Here is a 23,470-nt window from a genome sequence, read left to right on the forward strand (position 1 = left end):
ATTAAGACAATTTGTCAAGGCTATGTTGATTTAAGACAATAGCGGCTATTATTAATAATTATGTAAATTTTTGAGACAAAAATTTCATGTGATAATATTTGCTTATTTGATGGTTGTAGCTTGTTTCATCTCCTATTTCTTTGTATAATTTAGCTAATAGTTTCATTGCTAGTTCATCAGTAGGTACAATTTCTCCAGCTAATATCAAATTTTCTTCCGCTATCTGATACTGACCCTGCTCTAGATAAATTTTCCCAAGCATTTTATGTGCTTCAGCCTTGCTCGATTCATCAGCCAAAGCCTGCTCAAAAAAGCTAATTGCTTTCGTGTAATCCTTATTTTTCATAAAGATACAACCTATATTCAAACTTAAATCAGGATAATTGCCTGGTTTGATTTCTTGGCAATATCTATAATGTTTAAGACTCTCTTCTTTTTCAGACTTTAGACTATATAAAATTCCTAGAGTATAGTGACTTAATATTTTTTCTTCAATGTCTATTTCAGCTAGCATTAATTTATTTTCTAAAAAGCTTAGTGTATTTTTATCATATTCTAAGTCACGGCTTAGAATTGCATTAGCTGAATGTAGTACACTAGGGCAATAGCTAGGGCAAAGTTTTCCTGCGATTAGTTCGTAATTAACAGACTTTTGAGGCTCAGTTTCACAAAGGCTTAATAAGTAATAAGTAGCGGCACAATTTGGCATGATTTGTATTTCTTCAAGACAGCCTGCTTTAGCGGCTTCTATGTTGTTATTTCGTGCTTGTAGATCAAGAGCATATAAACGGCGATAGTGTTCTATTTCACGCAGGTCATTTTGCCAAAGAGCTGCTAAATAATCAGCCAAAAAATAGTAACGTAGTGGCATATAACCACTACTCACAGAACGAGTCAAAGTGACAGTATCATAATTAATAGGTAAAGATTTTAAACAGGCAAAAACATTTTCTGGATCTACCAAAGGATATTGCTCAGGCAAGCCAATAAAGTAGTCAATATCAATATCAATAAAAGTGTTTTCGGGAAGGTTTAATTTCTTTAAATCTTCATAACCACATACCGTTATTTTTAATCCAAATACTGTCGCCGTAGCTATATCTTCTGTAATGGTAATATTTGTTATATCGTTAACAGTAAATGCATTATGCTGTTGTAAAAACCCCCGTAATTTACGCATATATTTTATAGAATTTGGTAGTTTATTTTTGGGAGTTAGAGTTACCCAAATGAGATTTTCAATTATTCCCAAGCGATGAGCCGCAAAAAGGAAATTTTCGATACCATAACTATATTTATCATCAGGAAATATATGACTAGGTCTTTCTAGTTGAGCTAATTCTGCTGAAGTTTGGCATTTTTTCAATGCTGTTATATGATTTTCACTAATATATTGAAAATCTAGATGTTCATCTAAATAAATTAGAGTAACATTTTTCCAGCCTAATTGATGCCAAACATGAAGTTGAGAAGAGTGTTCTTCTGTGATGATGCTCTTGACACTGTTTTTGATTGTATTCATAAATATTTCTTCCTTTGGTTTTAGATGAGGGTATAGCATTAAAATCGCATTTTTAGAGTTAGCTTCAAAATCTGAAAAACCAGCCACAGCCAGCAATAAAGGCTTTGTTTATGTTTTATTTAGCTAATTTATGCCAAGATTAATGAAAATTATCAGCTATGACTTAACTTATAAAGATTTCAAGATGCTATCTACACACTAGTTGTTATCAATTGTTGGTTATTGATATTTTTTGGATACATTCTAATAAAAGAATTACCTAGTTTCATGATTTTTGATTGATTTTCCCCAATAAATTGATTGGGTTGAGATTGTTTCGACCATTTTTCCACTTCTTTATTCAACACTTTTTTGAAAACTTCCTCATAAGGAAACTTTAAAGCTAAAGGAGAAATATTCAGTGATTTAATATCGGGACGTATAGCACCGTGAGTGCTGGCTATATATATTTTTTCAAATGCACGTACATATCCGCCAATACCAGGATAATCCCAGGTTTTATCAGATTTTAACAATGCATATAAGCTGGAAGCGGTGATGACATTAAACACGTTAGCTAAAGGACTAGATCCTGTTCGGCACTGAATAGGATCTTCCGTAAAGTCAAAATACCATGTTTGAGAACCATCTGGAAATATTACTTCTAGTTGGTATCTGACTTCCCAATGGAAATATTGGGCAAATAAATCTTGTTTATGTTCCATGATGAACTTAGGTAAGTTAACACAAACCTCTTCTTCGATTGTCCTTTTCACTTCATGAATATCATAGTTATTTGGGTTACTGTCAATCATTTCGCCATTTACTGTCACAGGCGAGAAAGATAAAATATTTCTATCATCTTTAACTGTTTTGACAAATTGCGATTGAGCAGGTAGATAGGTAGATGTGCCATTTTCAATTTCACAAATATCTCCTGGCTGAAGAGCAAAAATATTTTCTGTTGCTGGGCAAACTTTTTTGATGTCTTGACAAAACTGCTCTTGAGTAACTGGGAAGACAACTTTATTTAACCAAGCTGAACCATCTATAAACTTGAAGCCATTCGCACCAGGAGAAATAGCTCTTGGTTGAGTCAAGCCCATCAATTGCAGAATATAGCTATAACCAGAAAATGGGAATGCACAGCTTTGATTATATTGATACTCAGTTTCTAACATTGGTTGCCAGCATGCCAACAAAAAGTCTATTGTTGGGTATTGAGATTTGACAAAATTAATTGTATTTGCATTTACTAATGAGTCTACTTGATTCCAGAAAACTCCCGATGGGTCAGCAAATACCATCCCATATTCAGGTACGCGATTTTCTGAACGGGTAGCCAGGAGCGTAGTAGAACCAATCTTGACTTCACTAAAGTCACTTAAAGTATAGATGTGGGAATATCCTAATTGACGCAGACAATTTTCTATTAACTGATCTTTGGGAATAAAAACATCAACATTTTTAGGCAGATAAGCAAGAGAACGAATATCAAAGTGATCTAAATGTCTATGGGAAATTACTAGTACATCATACTCAGGAATTTGGTCGTAAATAACTTCTCGCTCAGGGCATATACTTGTTGTCACTTCACAAAATTTATCCCAAAGCACTGGGTCCATCATTACTTTGCAATCTTGTGTTTCTACAAATATGGAAGCATGACCAATCATTTGAATTTTCATTTTGCACCTCTATGTTTATGGTCATTACAAGCTATGACTTAGCTTAAAAATATTTCAAGATGCTATCTACACACTAGTTGTTATCAATTGTTGGTTATTGATATTTTTTGGATACATTCTAATAAAAGAATTACCTAGTTTCATGATTTTTGATTGATTTTCTCCAATAACTTGATTGTGTTGAGATTGTTTTGACCATTTTTCCACTTCTTTATCCAACACTTTTTTGAAAACTTCCTCATAAGGAAACTTTAAAGCTAAAGGAGAAATATTCAGTGATTTAATATCGGGACGTATAGCACCGTGAGTGCTGGCTATATATATTTTTTCAAATGCACGTAAATATCCGCTAGCAGCAGGATAATCCCAGGTTTTATAAGATTTTAAAACTGCATATAAGCTGGAGGCTGTGATGAAATTAAACACGTTAGCTAAAGCACTAGATCCTGTTCTGCACTGAATAGGATCTTCCGTAAAGTCAAAATACCATGTTTGAGAACCATCTGGAAATATTACTTCTAGTTGGTATCTGACTTCCCAATGGAAATATTGGGCAAATAAATCTTGTTTATGTTCCATGAAGAACTTAGGTAAGTTAACACAAACCTCTTCTTCAATTATTTTTTTCATTTCATGAATATCATAGTTGTTTGGGTTACTGTCAATCATTTCGCCATTTACTGTCACAGGCGAAAAAGATAAAATATCTCTATCATCTTTAACTGTTTTGACAAATTGTGATTGAGCAGGTAGATAGGTAGATGTGCCATTTTCAATTTCACAAATATCTCCTGGCTGAAGAGCAAAGATATTTTCTGTTGCTGGGCAAACTTTTTTTATGTCTTGACAAAATTGCTCTTGAGTGACTGGGAAGACAACTTTATTTAACCAAGCTGAACCATCTATAAACTTGAAGCCATTCGCACCAGGAGAAATAGCTCTTGGTTGAGTCAAGCCCATCAATTGGAGAGTATTACTATAACCAGAAAATGGGAATGAAAAGCTTTGATTATATTGATACTCAGTTTCTAACATTGGTTGCCAGCTTGCCAACAAAAAGTCTATTGTTGGGTATTGAGATTTGACAAAATTAATTGTATTTGCATTTACTAATGAGTCTACTTGATTCCAAAAAACTCCCGATGGGTCGGCAAATAATATCCCATATTCAGGTACGCGATTTTCTGAACGTGTAGCTAGGAGGTTAGTAGAACCAATCTTGACTTCACTAAAGTCACTTAAAGTATAGATGTGAGAATATCCTAATTGACGCAGACAATTTTCTACTAACTTATCTTTGGGAATAAAAACATCAATATTTTTAGGCAGATAAGCAAGAGAACGAATATCAAAGTGATCTAAATGTCTATGGGAAATTACTAGTACATCATACTCAGGAATTTGGTCGTAAATAACTTCTCGCTCAGGGCATATACTTGTTGTCACTTCACAAAATTTATCCCAAAGCACTGGGTCCATCATTACTTTGCAATCTTGTGTTTCTACAAATATGGAAGCATGACCAATCATTTGAATTTTCATTTTGCACCTCTATGTTTATTATTTATTAATTGTGTTTTTGAGCAAAACTTGTATCTGTCAGTGAATTAGCTTATTACTAAGCCATTTGGCGAGCCATTAATTGAGCAAATAGTCCTTCAATTGAAGCGAGTTCCTGAAAACTGCCTTGCTGTACAATTCGTCCTGCTTGGAGTACATAGATGCGATGAGCATTGCGAATTGTGCTGAGTCGGTGAGCAATAACTATTCTCGTCACCTGCATTTTGTCTAAGCTTTCACTCACAATTGCTTGGGTTCGGTTATCGAGTGCGCTAGTGGCTTCATCAAATAGCAGAATGCGAGGTTTTAATACTAAAGCGCGGGCTATGAGTAAGCGTTGGCGTTGTCCTCCAGAAAGATTACCACCGCCTTCACTTACTACGGTGTGCATTTCCATTGGCATAGCGGCTACATCGTCAGCGAAGCCAGACATCTTCGCAGCTTCCCAAGCTTCATCAAAGGTGATATTTGCACCACCGGCGATATTTTCAAAAATAGATCCTGCATTCAAACGGCCGTTTTGTAAGACAACACCTAATTGTCGGCGGACTGCTTCGACATCCAAGCCAGATAAGTCTTGTCCATCGTAGTAAATACCTCCACTTTCTGGAGTTTCAAACCCAAGCAATAATCGGAAGATTGTTGATTTACCACTTCCAGAACCTCCAACGAGGGCAATAAATTCTCCTGATTGTGCAGAGATACTTACATCATCTAAGATTAATGGCCCATCTGGACGATAACGAAACATTACATGGTCTACAACAATTTTGCCTACTAATTTTCCTGGGTCAGCTTTGCTTAAATCTACTTCGGGGACAGCTTGCAAAATGGGTTGAGTACGTTGCCAATGGGGAGTAATTTGGACAATTTCAGTGACTACATTACTGAGATTGGTAGTACCGTTCACAAATTGATCAAAAGCCGTGTTGAAGGCTAAGAAAGTGCCTATGGTAATAGCCATAGTGCCGGAAGTCTGCGCCGTTTTAAATTGGTTGATGGTTAACCAAAACAGGACTCCAGATGTAAATATGGGCATGACTGTATTAAAAAGAACTACAGCATCTTCTAACTGTTGTGTACTGAGAGTTAGCTTGAGTTGACGAGTGTAGTGTTTACTCCAAGAAGCAAAGGCGCGTTCTTCGGCTCCTGCAATATGTAGTTTAGAAATGCCATTAATGATTTGTACTGTTTGTCCAAAAATATTGCCCTGTAATTCTAGTAAAGGATGCACTTTACCAACGAGGAGGATACCAGAAAGGATGGTGACTGCGCTGGTAATGACGGCAACCGCAACCGCAAGTAAGGCTAACTGAAAGTTATAGTTAAATAATTGCCCTAAATAAAATAATGCAAAGAAACTGGTAATTAGTTTGATAATTGTATTAGCACTGAGTTGACGACTGATTTCACCAACAGATGAGGCTCTTGAATGTAGATCCCCTGTTGTATATTTGCGGAAAAAAGATACTGGTAAGTTCATCAGTCGATCCCATACAGCCACCTCTGTAGCGGTGGCGGCGGTGGTTTCAATGCGTAAAAGTGCAAAATTCTGAGTTATTTGAAATAAGACTGTGCCTAATGTTGCAACCAGTAGCCCCATTCCGACTTGGAGTAACAAACCGCGATCGCTATCGGGAATGGCATTATCCATAATAATAGCAGTGGCTTGGGGTGTGAGCATCCCTAACAGCGTCACAGCCACCCCTGTGAGTACGGTCAGGAAAACATCAAGCTTCCGTCCTTTCAGGGCAAACAAAATCACATTGTAGGTGTTGAGTACCTGATCGGGGAAAGAACGATAAAACATATAGGCGACAGGCGCAAGTGTCATCGCTATAGGTTCATCTACCTTGGTACGGGTATGGTTAACCGGATCAAATAATTCATAGCTAGTAGTAGAGACTGGTAATAAAGCTACTGGGCGATTATCTACCTCTGTATAGGCGACTAACGCCCCACAGTCCTTTTCCCACCAGTTGTCTCTTAATAAAACTCGGCGCATCCGAATCCGAGAAGCGCGGACAATAGCTTCTAAAGGTTCTTTGACTCGTTTGAGATTCTCGGAACGGGCGGGAGGCGAAATTTTTACACCGATCGCTTTCCCAACAGCCCCAGCCGCCACTAACAAGGGTGTACCTTCTAAGAAAAAGTCGCCATCTTGAGGATTGATAGTTGATGCTAACTCTCCTAATGCTTGAGAAGTTACTTGACGATTTAGACGCTGGCGATCGCGCAATCGCATCATTTCTGCTTCTGCTTCTTGTCGGTCAAAAAACTCCACACATTGCAGTAATTGAATGTGCATTGCTGACAAAGCAGCTAAGAGTTGGTCAGCATTCAAAAATTCATGGGTTTTCAGCGTGGTGAGTTGAACTTCCTCCACGGCTTCTAACCACATTTTGTCAGTCAGGGGAAAATAACCCATTGCAGGTGTCAGCGTGACTTCTGACAAACCTAATAAGCGAATAGTCCCTTGCTGAATCTTTACCCAACAGATAGCCCCGGCTTCCCCTTGGAAAGTTTGACCATCCAACAAAGAAAACCGCGTTTCTCCCTGAGATACCACCTCAATGACTGGGAGAGTTACCCCAGATAACACGCTACTAAGTTCCCACAGCCAAGATTCTACCCAGTCAAATGCTCTAGTATCGCCATGAGCAACTAATTCGGGAAAACCTTCTGGATGTAGTTGCAGTAATTCCACCTCTCCAATCGGTACAGCTAAAATTTGCTGTTGACCGTTCATGGCTTTAGTACCGAATAAGGCTTGTCCCTGAGAGAGACTAAATAAATAACGGCGAGTTCCTGCGATCACACCATCTTGAAGTGCGATCGCAAATAAGGCCATAGAGCCAGATTGAATTACCCAAACTCTAGCAGGATCATCTAATAGTATGGGTTCATTACCTTGCAATATATAGGTTTGACCATGTACGGCAAATTGATCGACTCTTTTTTGCTGCATCTTTATTCCTCCTCCAAGGCTTCCCCTTCTGTGCGGATTAACCGTGAGTACACACCTTCGGTTTGCCACAATTGCTGATGAGTACCTCGTTGCACTACCTTGCCTCGTTCTAGGACGATAATTTCATCGCAGTCTCGAATCGTACTTAATCGGTGTGCCACAATAATGCAGGTGCATCCCCGTCGCCGCAGATTTTCGTCAATAATCCGTTCTGTCTCTGCATCTAAGGCACTGGTGGCTTCATCCATAATCAGGATTGAGGGATTATTCACCAAAGCACGGGCAATTTCTAGGCGTTGGCGTTGACCACCGCTTAAATTCGCCGCACCTTCCATCAGTTCGGCATCGTATCCACCATTGAGAGCCAAAATCACATCATCAATGGCAGCATCTTGACAAGCTCGTTTTAAGTTTTTATCGGATATAGTATTGTCCCAAAGCGTTAAATTATCCCTAACTGTTCCACCAAATAACAAAATATCCTGTTCTACCATCGCCACAGAATTAGTTAATAATTGGTGGGGAATTTCTTCTGTTAATTGTTCGTCAAACAGAATTTCTCCCGCCCAAGGTTGGTAAAGTCCACTGACGAGTTTGGCAATGGTAGACTTACCCGAACCACTACCACCAACTAAAGCCACTCTTTGTCCTGGTTGGAGAGAAAGATTAAAATTTTCGATTAAAGGCGGTTCTAGGCGACTATAGCCAAAGGTGAGGTTGCGTAATTCTACATATCCTTGCAATCTGGGTGAGGCTGAAAAATAAGATGATGGTTCGATAACTTGAGAAGAGGCTGGGGGCTGGGGGCTGGGGGCTGGGGGAAATAAAGAGAGAAACCTAAGTAAGTTCCACTTTGGTAACACCCTTTGTGGGTGAAAGCTCCCTTGCTCCCTTGCTCCCTGCTCCCCTGCTTCTTCATGAGCTAAGTTTCTTTGGGCGATCGCTTTATCAGTCGGGTTATCTAAAACATCATCTAAACGAACCAAATTGCCTTCTAATTCTTGTAAGGTGCTACCAAAATTCAATAGGCTGGCGACTGGTGCTTGAAAACTCCCTACTAAGCCTTGAAAAGCTACCAGCATCCCAATACTGAGATGTCCATCCATGACTCGCAAACCACCAATTACTAACAATAACAAGCTAGAAATAGCCTCTAAAAGCGTAGGTAGAATGGAAAATAATTGGTTGGTGACATCCATTTGTTGTTGGCTATTGATGGCCTTGGTGTAATAGCCTGACCAGCGAGAAAAGAAATCAGATTCTAAGCCTGATGCTTTCAGGGTTTCGATGCCTTGGAGAGCCGCAATTGAAACCCCTTCAGCCTTGCCAAAATCTAGCATTAATTTTTGATTGAGGTCTACCCGTTGACGAGAGACTAAGCGCAGAGTGAAAATGTTGGCGATCGCTAAACTGATGACAATCAAAGTTAATAGCCAATCATATTGCAACATAATCAAGGCATAGAAAACCACCATCACAGCATCAATAATTGTGGTGGTCAACTGTCCCGAAAGCACATTAGCCACTTGGTCATTAAGACTCATCCGACTGGTAATTTCTCCGGCAAAACGTTGGGCATAAAACCCTACTGGTAGGCGTAACAAATGCCAGAGAAACCGGCTAGACATTCCCACGGACAATTTAATTTTTAAACGGCGTAAATATTGCAGGCGCAGTAATGTGAGAAAGCCTTGCAGAACAGCAGCCACAGCCATTCCCAAAAGCAAGGGATTAAGCCAATCTAATCTTTGTTCTACAAGAATTTCATCGACAAATATTTGGCTAAATACGGGTACAGCCATCCCCACTAAAGTTAAGAAAAATCCTGCCATTAAGCAGTAAAGTAAGGCACTGGTTGAACTCTGTAGCCTCTCCCACAAAGACCCAATCATACTAGGTTTACGTCCACCCTTTTGGAACTCACTTCCTGGTTCCATCACCAAGACTACACCCGTATAACCTTCGTCAAATTCTTGCAAAGATACAGTACGGGGGCCTGTAGCGGGGTCATTCAGATACACTCTCTGGTTGCGAAATCCTTCTACTACCAAAAAGTGATTAAAGTCCCAAAAGATAATATAAGGGGGATTTAAGTCTAGGAGTTTATCTAGTTCCTTTCGTAGACCCTTAGCCTCCAGACCATAATTTCTAGCAGCTTTCAACACATTTGATGCTTTACTACCATCGCGGGAAACACCACACTCTCGTCGCAATTCTGGCAACGGCACAATCCGACCAAAGTAACCTAAGATAATTCCTAAAGCCGCAGCACCACATTCAACTGCTTCCATTTGCAAAAGAGTTGGTGTTTTTACCCGCTTGCTTCTTTGAGGCAGTAGTTTTTGTAGATACCGCCAAAAATTCGTAGGTAGACCTATAGTTGGGTTAGTAGATGCCACTGAACGACCTCAAAATAGGTAATACAAACGTAATGGGAGCGCGTTCTTCGACCTGAACCCGCACAATGGTAGTAGTTCCAGAAGAAATCTTCATCTGTGGCCCTTTAGATGAAGACCATTTGTAACCACTGAAGGTTTGAGCATCATTTTGTATCTCAGAAAATACTTGGATGAATCCTTCGTTTTTTTGTGATACTAAACCTTCAACAACTTCGGAATTACCTATTTCATTAATTGCCGCTTCTTTGGTAGTGGGGAAATTGGAAATATTAATCACCTTCCCGACAATACCGCCAAATCTTTCTCGCTTCACCGTTTCAGGAGTGATTTGAATTGGCATTCCTGATTGAATTTTCTTGCCCTCTGCCACTGAAAAATAAGCTAAACTTACTAACTTGCTATCAGGGTTTTCCACTTCTATATTTGCTAAACGAGTACCAGCATTAATTACTTGTCCCTGCACCACTGTAGTTTCTAAAACTCGCCCATTATATTGGCTAATAATTTTGCTATTATCACCTACTTGTAGTTGCAGTTTAGCTATCTCTCGTTTAACTTCTTGAATTTCTTTTTTGCGATTATTAGTATTTTCTAGGTCTTGTTGTGCTTGAGAAGCTTGTTCACTATCTAGTTTCTTTAATTGGGCTTGTAAATCGGAAATAGTTGATATATTTTCACCATATTCTTTTTGTTTTTGAGTTTCTGTGACATCGAGTGCTTTTAATTGGGTTTCGATGTCAGAAATATTTTGCAAATTCTCTAGATATTCCTGTTCTGCTTGCAAAGCTTCATCGGCTGAAAATACGCCTTCTTGTTGAAATAACTTTTGGCGGATTTCCATTCTGCGCCGGAAAACTGGACTCAAGGCTTGGAAGCGTTGGAGGTTTTGTTTTAAACTTTTGCGCTGCTGTTCAAGAGAGGTATTATCTCTAGTTTTGAGAACAGGTGTAAGGGTTTGAAGTTCCTGAATGCGTTGTTGAAGATACTGACGTTGTTGTTGAATTGACTGTGCGTCCTGTGCTAAACGTTGTTTAAATATGGAGTTAGCTGCTTGGTCTTGTGATTCTAGTTGTGCTAGTTTAGCTTTCTGTTGTTCGAGTTGCTGACGTAGATCAGATTGGTCAATGATTGCTAATACCTGTCCTTTTTTAATCGAGTCACCAACTTTGAAGTTGACATTTGTTAATTGTCCTGAATTTTTCGATTGTAGAGGTACTACTTTACGCGGATAAATTAATACTCCTCGCCCTTCAATTGTGATCGGAATACGTCCATAAATACTCCAAACAATAGCTACTCCCACCAAAGAGCTTAAAGCTATCAGAGGTAGCCAACTTTTAGGGCTGACTACTTGCATAAGTTGGTCTAATCTTTCAGGAGAAGATAGACGCTCTACAGATTCTTGGCGAAATATGCGACGCTTCTGCTCTAACATTGGTATTTTTGTTAATCGAGAGATTTGGAACTAAAAATTATGATGTATTTTTTTAATGAAAAGACAGAATTTAGTTGGTATAGACCCAAGAATATAAAAAAGTCTTGCCTGAGCAAATGCACAATATTTAGATAGAACTCGCCATTTTTGTGAAGTCTTAGGAAAACAGATGTTACTGAATCAGAAAATGAAATTTGATGTGCTGAAACTTCAAACTCTTTATCCTCTCTGCGTCTCTGCGCCTCTGCGTGATACAAATCATGCCGCATTTATGCAATACCGCACAACAAATGGGTAACAGAAAAAACTCAGTTACCCATATTGCAATGACTTTTTTTGAGTCGTTCAATCAAATAAGCTACTGAATTCAGCAATATCTAACATTTTTTTAGTTTTCAGTAATAATCTTGCAAATACTTCGGTATTTTGCCAAGCAGAACGAGGTAACAAGGGAGACTCTACTAGGGTTTCTGTTGGTGAAACTATGGGAGTTAATAAGTTAACTGGATTTGACTCTGTAGTATTCATCTGAATGAAGCAAAACGCTGTGGGTATACTTGCCAACTATCTGACCACTGAATCGACTCAGGGGTAAAATGTAGAGGATCATTCTCTGGCCAAGGTGCATCTAGAGGCTCTTCAATCAAAGCAAATTCACCGTTATCAAAGGGTATTCCTGCGGCTTTGACTTTTAAATAAAATCTTTCCCGTAGCCCACGCTTGGCCATTTCCAAGGCGCGATGGTGACAGTAAGGATTATTACCGCGTTTATCGAAGAAAACGTGTGCTGTCCAATTACAGCCACCCCGACAGAGTTCTGCATACTGACAACTTTTGCAGAAACCCCACAGATGAGCTGTACCTTGGGGAGTGTCTGCGCCTAGATTAAAGCGTAACTGTTCTGATGTGGCAATGATTTCTTTGAGGGAGCGATCGCGGATATTCCCACCAGTATAAGCTGCTGTGGGTAATGAGGGACAGCCTTTGATTGCCCCGTCAGCTTCTAACCCAATGGAATTTAACCCAGCACTACAACCTTGCCAAAATGAATATGATGGATCTTCGTCAAAGTCAGCACGCAGAAGCCGTTCATAAGGGCCATAATAACCAATGTTATTTCCCGTTGCTAGTTGGACTTTACCTTCACGACGGGCGCGTTGAGCAACCCTAGCCAACATCGGATAAAGTGCTAACAACTCATAAGGTTGCAGTAATATCTCTGCGTTGTCTGCCGCATTACCCATCGGTACAGTCAACTGAATTTGCCAAGATATCGCCCCTAAATCCCGGATATGCTCATAAATCAGTGGAAATTCTGGGGCAGAAAGGCGGTTAATTTGGGTGTTACAACCAAAGGGAATACCCTCTTCTTTTAAAAAACCCATTGTGCGTGCGCCTGACTCCCAAGAGCCTTGGCGACCACGCAGACGGTCATGGGTGGCTTGTAAACCATCGGTAGAGACGGAAACAAAAGCAATATCGGCCGCTTTCATTTTTTTGACCATCTCACGGGAAATACCATAGCCCCCAGTAGTCATAGTGCAGAGCATACCAGCTTGGTTAATAGCGGCGGCAATTTCCAACCAATCAGCACGCATAAAGGCTTCTCCGCCAATCAGCGTCACCTCTTTGATTCCTACTTCTGCTAATTGTCGCACCAAGTCCAGAGCTTCTGCTGTTGAAAGTTCTTTTACGCGCTCTTCTCCTGCTCTTGAACCACAATGACTACAAGCAAGATTACATTTAAGAGTAATTTCCCATACAGCGTAAGTAATACGCCGATATTCTTCATATTCTTCGTGTAAATCTGGCATTGTTCTCCTGAAATATCAATGCAAAATTAGGATTTTCCAGCCTATTTTCTAGCAGGACTTAAACATTTACTTTTTATTTAAGTCCCACTAATTTCACATTTAAATCTATTTACGAGGTCTCCAAAATTTTTTGGGTGGTAAACTAGCACCGTAATGAAGGACAAGGCTATTACTACGTCCACCACTAACTTGTAATAGCTCTTCTTCATTCAATTCAATATCTTCTGTTCGAGAATTTTGAGCTAAGACTGTATTAAATTCTTCTGCACTAAAATCATAACCAGCAGCTAGAATAATTTCATAACGCTCTTCAGGACTAGCTGCATTCTCTACTTGTTCAAGAAAAGCATCATCTGTTTTCATTCTTGAGTAAAAAGCTTGCGCGTTTTCAATAGACATAATTATCTCCTTATGGAATCGTTTGAAAGGTCTTTTAATGCCATGATATTGGTGCGTTACGCCTAGATATCTTTGCTCACAAGCTTGAATCTTTACACAGCCGTAACACACCCTACTGGCGTGGCAAGGCTAAAGTAGTGCATTAGATTTGGATAAAAACGCAGATAAACGCTGATGAACACAGATAAAATCTATTTTTTAATGCAACATTTAAGGCTTGCCACGCCACTACTGGTTATTTACGTGGTCTCCAATAATTTCTGGGTGGTATACCAACGCCATAAAGAGGGCGAACAAGACCTGGACTTGCAAAACGAATTCCGCCACTAACTTGTAACAGTTCTGCTTCACTCAATTCACCAGCTTCTGGTTGAGCATTTTGAGCTAAGACTGTGTTAAATTCTTCTGCACTAAAATCATAACCAGCAGACTGAATAATTTCCAGACGATTTTCAGGACTAGCTGCATTTTCTACTTGATCAAGAAAAGCATCATCTGTTTTCATTCTTGAGTAAAAAGCTTGAGCATCTTGAATAGACATAATAATCTCCTTCTAGACTTGTGTTAGAGGTTTTCGATGCTAACAATAAATTTGTTTAGGACAATATTTATTGCTGGCTTATGTAATTATTTAAATGCTAATAAAGACGTAAAACAATATGTAATTGTTATTTCTCACTAGCTTATTTTTATATTTTATTTGTATGTGATTTCATTTTTTTAATTTATTGGAAGCGAAAATATGAGGTGATAAGATTTAAGAATATACAGATATAAATAGACTATGCTAGGATTTATAACTGTTCAAACCCTAGCAAAATTATTATGTATTGATTAAATTCACCTGGGATTAAATGAATACTGATAACCTAGTAGCTACCACGACTAAACATCCAAGTAGCAGGAGATATTTAAGCTATGCTCATACGCGAAATCATCCAATCAAACCTTTTACTAGCTATAGCCATTTTATCTAAGATGCTAATATTGATTTCATCCTCATATTCAACATTATTGCTGAGTGGAAGACCTGCGCTATAAACTCTCCTGCCGTAGCCGATTCTACTCAAAATTTCCTGTAATCTGTTGGCTGATAAAATAGAAATGACGCGGTAAAAGCGAGAGGAGAATCCTATATCTTGTTGTAATTTTACTGCTAATTGCTGTTTGGGGATTGCCAAAATTAGAGAATCTTCAATTACTTTCACTGTCGCCCAAGGGAGGCGACCATCAATAAACGGTGTTTCTCCTAATATTTCCCCTTTGGATAATTTGGCTATCTCTCGCCCAATGAGTTCTTTACCTTCAATCGCAGAAAAAGCACGTAATAAAGGATTGCGATCATCTTCCGAGACAGACATAGACATTTTTCCCCTCAAAATAATATATAGCGCATCGACAGGACTATTTTCATAAATGAGTGTTTGACCTGCTGCAACTTTTTGGGTGATACCACAAGCCATTAACCAATCAATGTCACTATCGTGTAATTCAGCTAAAACAAATAGTACGTCTTTTAAAGACTTGGCTTGTGTTAATTTGCGCCGACCAAGTTGAGTGATTAGTTTTTGCAGTCTGTCTGCATACATAATAGCGATCGCTCGATAAAAGCGAGCCGCAAAACTAGCATCTTGCTGCAATTTTGCGGCTAATTTTTCTTGAGGAATTGACATCACTAATGATTTTTCTAGAGCCTTAATTGTAGTGATGTTAGAACTTTGGCTTACAAAGGGAACTTCCCCGACTACTTCACCCCTAGATACTCTAAAAATTTCCCAATCTGAGTTGATATCACTATCAATAGCCGCAAAAGCTCGATGCAAAGGATTATTCTCAGATTGCGTAACGTTAACTGTCAATGTACCATCTAATAAGATATACAAAGAATCAACAGTCTTTCCCTGTGAAGTTAATAAACTATCAGGTAATAATTCCTGGCGATCGCTATTGGCAACTATCCAATTAATATCACTATTGCTCAACTCTTTTAGTAAAACTTCTGTCATAATTCAATTATCCTCTTGTGAAAAAAACAATCGGCAATTTTAAAAACTAGACTTTTTGTAACAGTTGTTTAATGAATGAATTAAATCCTGGATCAGCTAACTCTTCTAAAGTCAAACAAAATAATGAACATAACAGTTGTATTTGACATTCAGGCGTTTCTAAATCATTGATATATTCTGCATCAAAACGCTGTAAATTAAAGGCTGCTGCTTGCAACAATGACTGGAGAACTTTGAAAGCACCATCAGAAAGAGGCGGTTGTCCTCGATAGTTTTGCAGTCTACCTCCTTCTCGATATTCAGGAAATGATTCTAAGCCCATAAAATGTAAAAACCAGTCGGCTCGATAATATCCTATGGCAGCTACAATACCTCTATAATCAGCAATTAGTTCATCAAAGGCATTGTTTCGCATGGATTTAAATAAACGATTTGTTAAATAATGAGTACATTCGTGTTCCAAGCGAATTTTTAGAGATATATTTTGCCAAGTAGTTTCCTCTGCACCGATTTCTTGGGCTGTAATGTTGCTGTAAGGACTGTTACTCAAAATAATGAATCTATCTTGATACAGTTCTTTTTGGGGAATTAGGCGTTGAAACTCTAATGTCCAATCATGTTTTGAGCATTGATGAGGATTTTGCTGTTCCCATTTTTGGCGATAGCGGTGAATCCTATCCCAATTGTTAAACCCACCGACAATACAAGCTCCCATTGATGCAGGAATTTCTGTGGGTTCATTACGATGTGTTAAAGCTTGGACTAAAGTAACAAAATCCTCCCGATTTCCCGGTAGTAAAACAGGAATTTTCCCAGCCAAACTAGGATATATTTCTAAGCGCAGTTTTTCTGGTTGAGTCAACACTAAACCAGTCGCCTCTGCAAGATTATCGACAGATGTACCTTTACGGGTGGCATCTCTATATGCTGGAGTTGTGCTGATACCTTCAAGAATGGGGAATTGTAACTGCACTAATCGTTGCTGGAGAACTGCAAATACGCCAAGAGTTTTGGCTGCTGTTGCGTATTCTTCCCAAGTATTGATATGAGCTTCAGATGGTAAAGGAAATGTAAGAGGATGCTTTAATTTAGTTTGACAAAATACATTATGGTTGTATGCTAGTAACTCATCTATTTCTGAGCTACTAGCACCATAGGCAGCCAGTACATCGGCACGAAATTGCGTTTGGTTATTCATATTTAATTAAGCCGCAACATCAGCAATTTGGGCAGCAATTTTCTGCACAGTTTGACTAATAGGATGCTCAGGATACTGCACAGTGAAAATATCTTTACTCCCTAATTCCGCCATATCTTCAGAAAGAGGTAAAATCCCAGCTACGGAAACATTATAGATGCTCTCTACTTGCTGCTGTAAGTCTGGGAAATTCAAACTTGATAATGCTTTATTAATCACAAGTAACATTTTGGGGACGCGCAACTTACGAGCTACATCTACGGTGACAGCAGTACCTTGAAAATCTTGTTGATCTGGACGCAGGACAACGATCAATACATGAGAAATGCCGATAGAAATTAAGGTTTCTTCGTTCAATCCGGGATGGGTATCAATAAAAAGATAGTCTAAATTGAGACTGACGATAAGTTCTTGAAAGCCATCATTGAGTCTGACTACATCATATCCTTCACGGATAATCCTGGAAATTTCACCAGCTTTAATACTAGAAGGAACTAAGTATAAATTACCCTTGATTTGATTGGAAGATTGTTGTCTATTGATGAGAGTATGAGTCACATCATAGGCAGCATCTTTCATCTCACAGCGTCCCCATAAATAGTCATTGAGAGAATATTCAATTTTGTGTTCGTTGAGTCCGAATATGATGTGAACTCCAGGAGATTGGATATCTGTATCGATGATTGCTACCCGTTTTCCCTGGATGGCCATAGTAGCGGCGATATTAGCAATAGTATTTGATTTGCCTGTACCGCCACGGAAGGAATGAATTGATATAATCTTGGACATAATTTACCTTTTTTGTTTGTTTGGGAAGGGAACAGGGAATGAAATTAAAATATGAGTTGTATCGTTTGTTAAGATGGCGATCGCTCTGGGAATGTAAATTTCAACCAGCATTGATCGCTAATTAGCGGTAGCAAGACTTTGCCATTAGATAATTTCCAGTCAAACTGCATTTTTTTGTTACCACTCTCGACTTCTACAAATTTAGGCAAGTGCTGAGATTTATGTTCATCGTTATTTCCATCTGTCCAGACTTTCATTTCTTTTTCTCCCTTGGTGGAAAAGCAAAAGATGGCGTAGCGTAAAGATGAGAGTGAGGGAATATCGATTTTGGTGGCTTGTTGGTGTACTTCACCCTCTGCATATCCTAAAAGTACGTCTGCTATTTTTGGCTTACCACCAGCCGTAATCGTAAAGACTGAATTTCCTTGTGGTTGCTGTTCCTGTCGCAGTTCTACAACTACGCGGGAAGCAAAAGCACCATACAGTTGCATCACAATCGTTGCACCCAGTGATAGTAAGGCGATGCTGAATGCGCTGATTCGTGCCAGGGGATGTTGCCAGATGAATAAGCCGTGAATCAACAAAATACCCAGAAAAATGCTATATATGCTGACATTGAATAGGGGATGATTGAGAATCTTAAAGACTACAGCAGGTATCAGTTCTCCTTTTTTTCTGCTAGAAATCAACAACAAAATCGGGAAAATTCCACCAACAAGAGAGTTACCCAGTACGCCAGCAAAAGCGAGTATATTTGTGAAAGATTGCGTACCAGCGAGAAATAGCCACTCAGTCAAGACAAAAACTAAAATTAATGGACTGATGGATAATAACAAACGACGCTGGTTGAGGAGGTGTAACCAAAAGTGAGTTTTTGGTTTTCTGGCTATAGCTGTTGTGAGGTTGTGTTTCACATCCAAACTAGCTTCGTAGTTGAGGAGCATTGGCGAAGTAATTTGCAGATATACACGATCATGGTTAGCTGATTGGATATCAAACATCAGGCGAATATTTGACTGGTTGAGGTCTGGATATTGAGTAAATAACTCTTTGATGTCCCAATGCTCATTGACTGCAATTTCTACATGATAGATGTGGCCTTGTAACTGGATATCTATTTGAAACTTGGGTTGATTGTCTACAATTCCCAAATAGGTAATACCTATACAAGAAACTTCCGTAGAATTACCAGGAGGCTGGAATTTTAACATTCCTCCTTGGCGGGCTAACATCAAGACGGGAAGAGATGGGGTAGGTATCCATTCTTTGGCTAGGTTAACTAAAAGGCTGGAACTACGTAGCCAAGCCATTCCCAACAACAAGGTCACTAAAATTGCTCCCAAGATAGGAACAATGGAGCCGACTTGAATAGCTAGGGCTTCTAGAGCCGTTCCTGACTGTTGGGCTAACAATTCCGGTGCGATCGCGCCATTGACAACCAGCACCCAAAGGCAAAAAATTACAGTTAGAAATGCCGTTCCCCACACACTACCCCAAATTAACGATGAGGCACTAGGATCACGCGGTAGGACAACTTTGGCACATTCTCCCACATAGACATGACCAAAATACAACATCAAACCCACACCGAAAATTCTTTGTAATATCCAGGGTTGGAAAGGTTGATTATTCAAAAAAGGCAAGTTGACATATAACAGGTTGTCTAAATTGATGTGACGCAATGTCAACAGTGACAGTATCAAAAGTAACCCAATATTAATCGCTGCCAGAAATACCAACAGGGAGACTGTGAAATTTAAGGATTGACGAGATAGGAAGTATGAACCCGCCACAAATAGTAATACAGCCCAAATTTCTGGAGGGATTTGAGTCAGATTGGCCATGGTTGTTGACAAGCCAATATAACAAGCCAAGGCGATGAAAAATACCCGAATCCCAACTGCGAAGGAAAGTATAAATGAACCTGCTGCGCCTAAATAATTGGCGACTAATTGTTTGATGAAGGGATGACCATAACGAAAATCACTGCTACGACCGAAAGCTTCAGCCATACAAGCCATTGTGACAACGTTAATTGCACCGATAATTAACAAAAAGGCCACTGTCGGTAATGGCCCAATATCAACTACAGCAATGGGTAAGGCTAAAAAGGCTTGGGGTAAACCCAAGGCGATGGTGAGTAAAAAAGCCAGCCAGAAGGGTGGCACAGATTCAATTTTTTGTGATACATCTTTCAACCTCCAGCGCAATTCTTCGATAAATGTGGTGTGGGATGCAAAGATGTTTAATAGTGATGTTCTATACAGTCGAGAATAGGCTGTTTGTACGGCTTTTTCATCAAGACCTAAGACGGTGCGAATCTGCGGTATGGCTTGATAGGTAAAATTATACTTCTGTCCCAAGGCTTGGGCGATCGCTGCTTTGAGTCGGGGATTTGCTGGAACTAAAGAAGCCCATTCATGAGCGTAGCGTTCTAGTTGCTGAATAGTCGGGCGGATTGGTGGTGCATTACCTAAAGCAAATGCTTCTAGAAAGGCTAAATCGCGTTCATGGGCAGATTGGGGTGCTAAGGAAAATTCTACACGCGATCGCGCGGCAATTTGGGCTGTTCGGCTCTCAATTAAAAATAAAATTGTGTTGGCTCGTCTAGCAGGTAAACCCGCTAATACCTCTTCACGAGATATCAGTTCATCATCAAAATCAAATGTCATATCTATCACCCCCTGGTAAATATCTGAGATTTTTTATTTGATTGAGCAAAATAGAAGTTTCTCTGTTAATTAGGCAGTTTTTGAGTTATGTTTACAACTGTTCGCTGCTTGAGAGATTGCACCTGATTATGCAGGCGATCGTAGTAACCAATCTCAGTTTCACTAGCCACTAATGTGCCTTGTTTAATCTTGGCAATTTTTTTCTGGATATTTTCAAAATGTTCATTACCAGTAATTTCCTCCACATATCTAGTTCTTTTAGTTTCGTCGATTTCTATTCTTAGTTCTTTTACCTGCATTTTCAAATTCTGATTGCGCGTCCTAACAGTTTCAGCCATATTCATATAGACACGCACTAATTGACCGATATCATCGTGGCTATGAGCAGCTTGCACTAAAATATGATGTGCTTCCTGATTAAAGGTTTCTTTTTCTAGTGCTTGCGCTGCTGCTGTCAGTCCACGAATTGGGCGAGAAATTCGAGAACTTAACCACAAAGCCACAATTGTGGTAATTCCGCCCACAATGAATACACTACTAATATTAAATATTATGAGACGATATAAAGGAGCTTCAAACTGCTGTCTAGATTGACTTATGCCTAATACCCACGGCTCTATTTTCATGGGAGCAAAGCCAACAATCATTTGTTGATTTTCAATTGGGGAGTAATAACTAGTATGACCCGCATCTTTAGCTCTGACTATAGCTTTTAGTTCGGGAATATTCAGGCTATTTATCGACGGAAAAATATTTCCCAGATTAGATAATAATTGTTTAGATTTATCAGGCGAGATAGGAAAAATAGTATTATATAAAATGGATTTATCTGGATGGGAAATGATCATACCTTCCTTATCTATGAGGAAAGCATAGCTCTGATTTGCTGGCTTTAAGGAATTAACTATTGTCCAAATACCTTCTCCTTTAACTTTGAGTACCACAACTCCTAAAATCTTGCCCTTTTCTGATTTGACAGGAGCAGAAAAATATAAGCCTGGTCTTCTAGTTGTTTTTCCTATTAGGATACTAGATATATAGGTTTTTCCCTGGATAGCAGACTTATAGTATTGCCGAAAGGCATAGTTTTGACCGATGAATGTAGAATCTGTAGCAGCAATACATAAACCTTGACGATCTATAATATATGCAGCATCAAAATCTGGATTAGCATGATGAATATTTCTGAGAGTTTTTTGCAATCTGATGCCAAATTTTTTTCGCTTTTCAAGTGTGTCAGCAGATAAAAAATCCACGACATCGAGGTCGCCACTTACTTGAATTACCAGACGTTGAATATCAATGAGCATTTGATCGAGGCGACTGGCAGTATTATTAGCTAATAGCTCCAACTTACGATATTCAGCAGTTTCTACACGCTCTAAGCTCTCTCGTAGATTGTAATATGCTGTGAAGGTCATTGGGATAAAAACTGCGGATATTAAAGCCACAGAAATTTTAGTAGCGATTGTCCAGCCAGGTATGTAAAACAACCGATGAATTACTTTCATTGGAGAGATATAGTAAACTTTGTCAAATAATCATCTACTAATGAAGCTTCAGGATTTTTGATACTCTTAAAGGTTTGTCGTCAAAACTTCAGTTTTTAAGTAAGCAAAGACTCAAGTCCTGACTACGAATTAAATCCTACTAGAGGAATACGGTTTGATTCCTGAATCTAGTTGTGCGGTGCGCGTTCGCAAAGCGCGATAGGCAGGGAATAGGGAGTAGGGAATAGGAGTAGGAAAGAAGATTGATCTGGGTGTATTGTTTTTTTTTAGAAATCAAATATGAGTCCTATAATAAGTAATTTTTGATGAATATTTGCGGGTATTGCATCTTTACTAAAGAATATTGAGTGAGCTATTTTTTAGCATAAAATATGCCGATATTTATCTCAATATCAAATTTTTCTCTAAGACTCACATTTTTGTTGTTTCTCATAGAACTTAAACATTTTTGAGCAATAGACCTCTTGCAAAAGTAATGATTATAGTCCCGCACGGCGGAAATAAACATACCATCAGGAATTGCTAAAATGCTTGTAGGATAACTATTCTTTCTTTTGCCTTGTTGTACTAGCGTCTTTCTTTGCGTCTACCCTGCGGGAACGTCTGGCGGCGAATGCGTGAGGCAAAAAAAGATTTATGCAAACTCTCCTGAGCCAGGGAAATACAGTGAAGACAAGGGTAATTCTTCTCTACTTACCTGCTTTTCACTTTTGTGCTTCAGTGGATAAAACCTGTGCTTGAGCAATATCTGGTAAGTCTATTGATTTTAAAATTTCTACCCAATCAGCTTTTAGAGCATGATCTTGGGAATTAGTCTGGAGTGTTTTTCCTAAATCTGTGATGGCATCGTACCAGATTTTTTTCTCTAAATAGGTGAAATATTTGTGAGATTTGATATTTTTGAACTTGATGTCAAGCTCTTTAGTGAGAGCTATTCTTTCTATCCAGGCATCAACGTAAAAATATTTATCTGCTACATCTTCCTGTCCACAATAAATTTTAAAATACCAGTGATACTTCTGCCCTAATTTTAGAGAATATTGGGTTTCAGGTGGCAGATTAATGCTGATAACTCCTGATACTGAAGGAAGTTTTAAAGATTTTCGATAAATATCTTCTCCAGTTTCATTCTGTAAGATAAATTCTCCATTGCGAATATTACTAGGTAATTCAGGAATATATACCCAAAAGGTAGGATATTCGGAAATAGTTGCAGCTAAAAAAGATGTAGAGCCTTGAAAATCATCTAATGTTTCTTGGCCAGGAACAAGAGCAGTCAGGGGAATATTGAGTGCTGGACAGTCATTGCGACTAGTTCCGCCACGACGACGACCGACGGGCGCACCATTATCTGGTAACTTTGGGGGTGTGGATAGATTTTCCTGATTACTGGCATACAATGTTTGTAATTTCGTCATGGAGGCTTGTAGAGGTAAGGGGGATACCATACAAGCCATACCGAAAACAAGCAAGTATCTCAAACTGAGCAATGGTAGAGGCAATTTTGTTAAAGCCATAATCTCAACTCAA

The 23,470-nt window shown here is 39.0% G+C and carries 16 protein-coding genes; all 16 read right to left on the minus strand.

Features of this window, described 5'->3' with window-relative positions; translation table 11 throughout:
* Positions 1–58: 58 nt before the first annotated feature.
* Entirely contained in the window at positions 59–1,609 is a 1,551-nt protein-coding gene (locus H6G79_RS37660) for a tetratricopeptide repeat protein (protein WP_190593129.1), read from the minus strand.
* A gap of 104 nt (positions 1,610–1,713) precedes the next feature.
* Entirely contained in the window at positions 1,714–3,189 is a 1,476-nt protein-coding gene (locus H6G79_RS21435) for an MBL fold metallo-hydrolase (RefSeq protein ID WP_190593128.1), read from the minus strand.
* Between the two features lie 66 nt (positions 3,190–3,255).
* On the minus strand, positions 3,256–4,731 hold the full coding sequence (locus tag H6G79_RS21440; RefSeq protein WP_190593127.1) for an MBL fold metallo-hydrolase: 1,476 nt from the start codon (positions 4,729–4,731) through the stop codon (positions 3,256–3,258).
* A gap of 76 nt (positions 4,732–4,807) precedes the next feature.
* Positions 4,808–7,717: an NHLP bacteriocin export ABC transporter permease/ATPase subunit gene (locus tag H6G79_RS21445; protein ID WP_190593126.1), complete on the minus strand. Its 2,910-nt coding sequence runs from the start codon at positions 7,715–7,717 to the stop codon at positions 4,808–4,810.
* 2 nt (positions 7,718–7,719) lie between these two features.
* Positions 7,720–10,116, minus strand: a complete 2,397-nt coding sequence (locus tag H6G79_RS21450) for an NHLP family bacteriocin export ABC transporter peptidase/permease/ATPase subunit (protein WP_190593125.1) — start codon at positions 10,114–10,116, stop codon at positions 7,720–7,722.
* Entirely contained in the window at positions 10,103–11,551 is a 1,449-nt protein-coding gene (locus H6G79_RS21455; RefSeq protein ID WP_190593124.1) for an NHLP bacteriocin system secretion protein, read from the minus strand. The genes H6G79_RS21450 and H6G79_RS21455 overlap by 14 nt, the downstream gene beginning before the upstream one ends.
* Positions 11,552–11,896: 345 nt before the next feature.
* The gene (locus H6G79_RS21460; protein ID WP_190593151.1) at positions 11,897–12,079 is read right to left on the minus strand and encodes a hypothetical protein; all 183 of its coding nucleotides are present in this window, start codon (positions 12,077–12,079) and stop codon (positions 11,897–11,899) included.
* Entirely contained in the window at positions 12,076–13,365 is a 1,290-nt protein-coding gene (locus tag H6G79_RS21465; protein WP_190593123.1) for a nif11-class peptide radical SAM maturase 3, read from the minus strand. Before H6G79_RS21465 ends, H6G79_RS21460 begins: the two co-directional genes overlap by 4 nt.
* A gap of 105 nt (positions 13,366–13,470) precedes the next feature.
* Positions 13,471–13,764 carry a Nif11-like leader peptide family natural product precursor gene (locus tag H6G79_RS21470; RefSeq protein WP_190593122.1) on the minus strand — a complete coding sequence of 98 codons (294 nt, stop codon included), beginning with the start codon at positions 13,762–13,764 and terminating at the stop codon, positions 13,471–13,473.
* A gap of 235 nt (positions 13,765–13,999) precedes the next feature.
* Positions 14,000–14,305 carry a Nif11-like leader peptide family natural product precursor gene (locus tag H6G79_RS21475; RefSeq protein ID WP_190593121.1) on the minus strand — a complete coding sequence of 102 codons (306 nt, stop codon included), beginning with the start codon at positions 14,303–14,305 and terminating at the stop codon, positions 14,000–14,002.
* 370 nt (positions 14,306–14,675) lie between these two features.
* The gene (locus H6G79_RS21480; protein ID WP_190593120.1) at positions 14,676–15,770 is read right to left on the minus strand and encodes a cyclic nucleotide-binding domain-containing protein; all 1,095 of its coding nucleotides are present in this window, start codon (positions 15,768–15,770) and stop codon (positions 14,676–14,678) included.
* Positions 15,771–15,816: 46 nt separating this feature from the next.
* Positions 15,817–16,968: a DUF7005 family protein gene (locus H6G79_RS21485; protein WP_190593119.1), complete on the minus strand. Its 1,152-nt coding sequence runs from the start codon at positions 16,966–16,968 to the stop codon at positions 15,817–15,819.
* Between the two features lie 6 nt (positions 16,969–16,974).
* Positions 16,975–17,757 carry a MinD/ParA family protein gene (locus H6G79_RS21490; RefSeq protein ID WP_190593118.1) on the minus strand — a complete coding sequence of 261 codons (783 nt, stop codon included), beginning with the start codon at positions 17,755–17,757 and terminating at the stop codon, positions 16,975–16,977.
* Between the two features lie 68 nt (positions 17,758–17,825).
* The gene (locus H6G79_RS21495; RefSeq protein WP_190593117.1) at positions 17,826–20,429 is read right to left on the minus strand and encodes a hypothetical protein; all 2,604 of its coding nucleotides are present in this window, start codon (positions 20,427–20,429) and stop codon (positions 17,826–17,828) included.
* 65 nt (positions 20,430–20,494) lie between these two features.
* Positions 20,495–21,940 carry a cache and HAMP domain-containing protein gene (locus H6G79_RS21500; protein ID WP_242048495.1) on the minus strand — a complete coding sequence of 482 codons (1,446 nt, stop codon included), beginning with the start codon at positions 21,938–21,940 and terminating at the stop codon, positions 20,495–20,497.
* A gap of 704 nt (positions 21,941–22,644) precedes the next feature.
* Positions 22,645–23,457: a DUF928 domain-containing protein gene (locus H6G79_RS21505; protein WP_242048497.1), complete on the minus strand. Its 813-nt coding sequence runs from the start codon at positions 23,455–23,457 to the stop codon at positions 22,645–22,647.
* Positions 23,458–23,470 lie beyond the last annotated feature (13 nt).

Source organism: Anabaena sp. FACHB-83, assembly GCF_014697485.1.
Taxonomy (GTDB): Bacteria; Cyanobacteriota; Cyanobacteriia; order Cyanobacteriales; family Nostocaceae; genus Nostoc_B.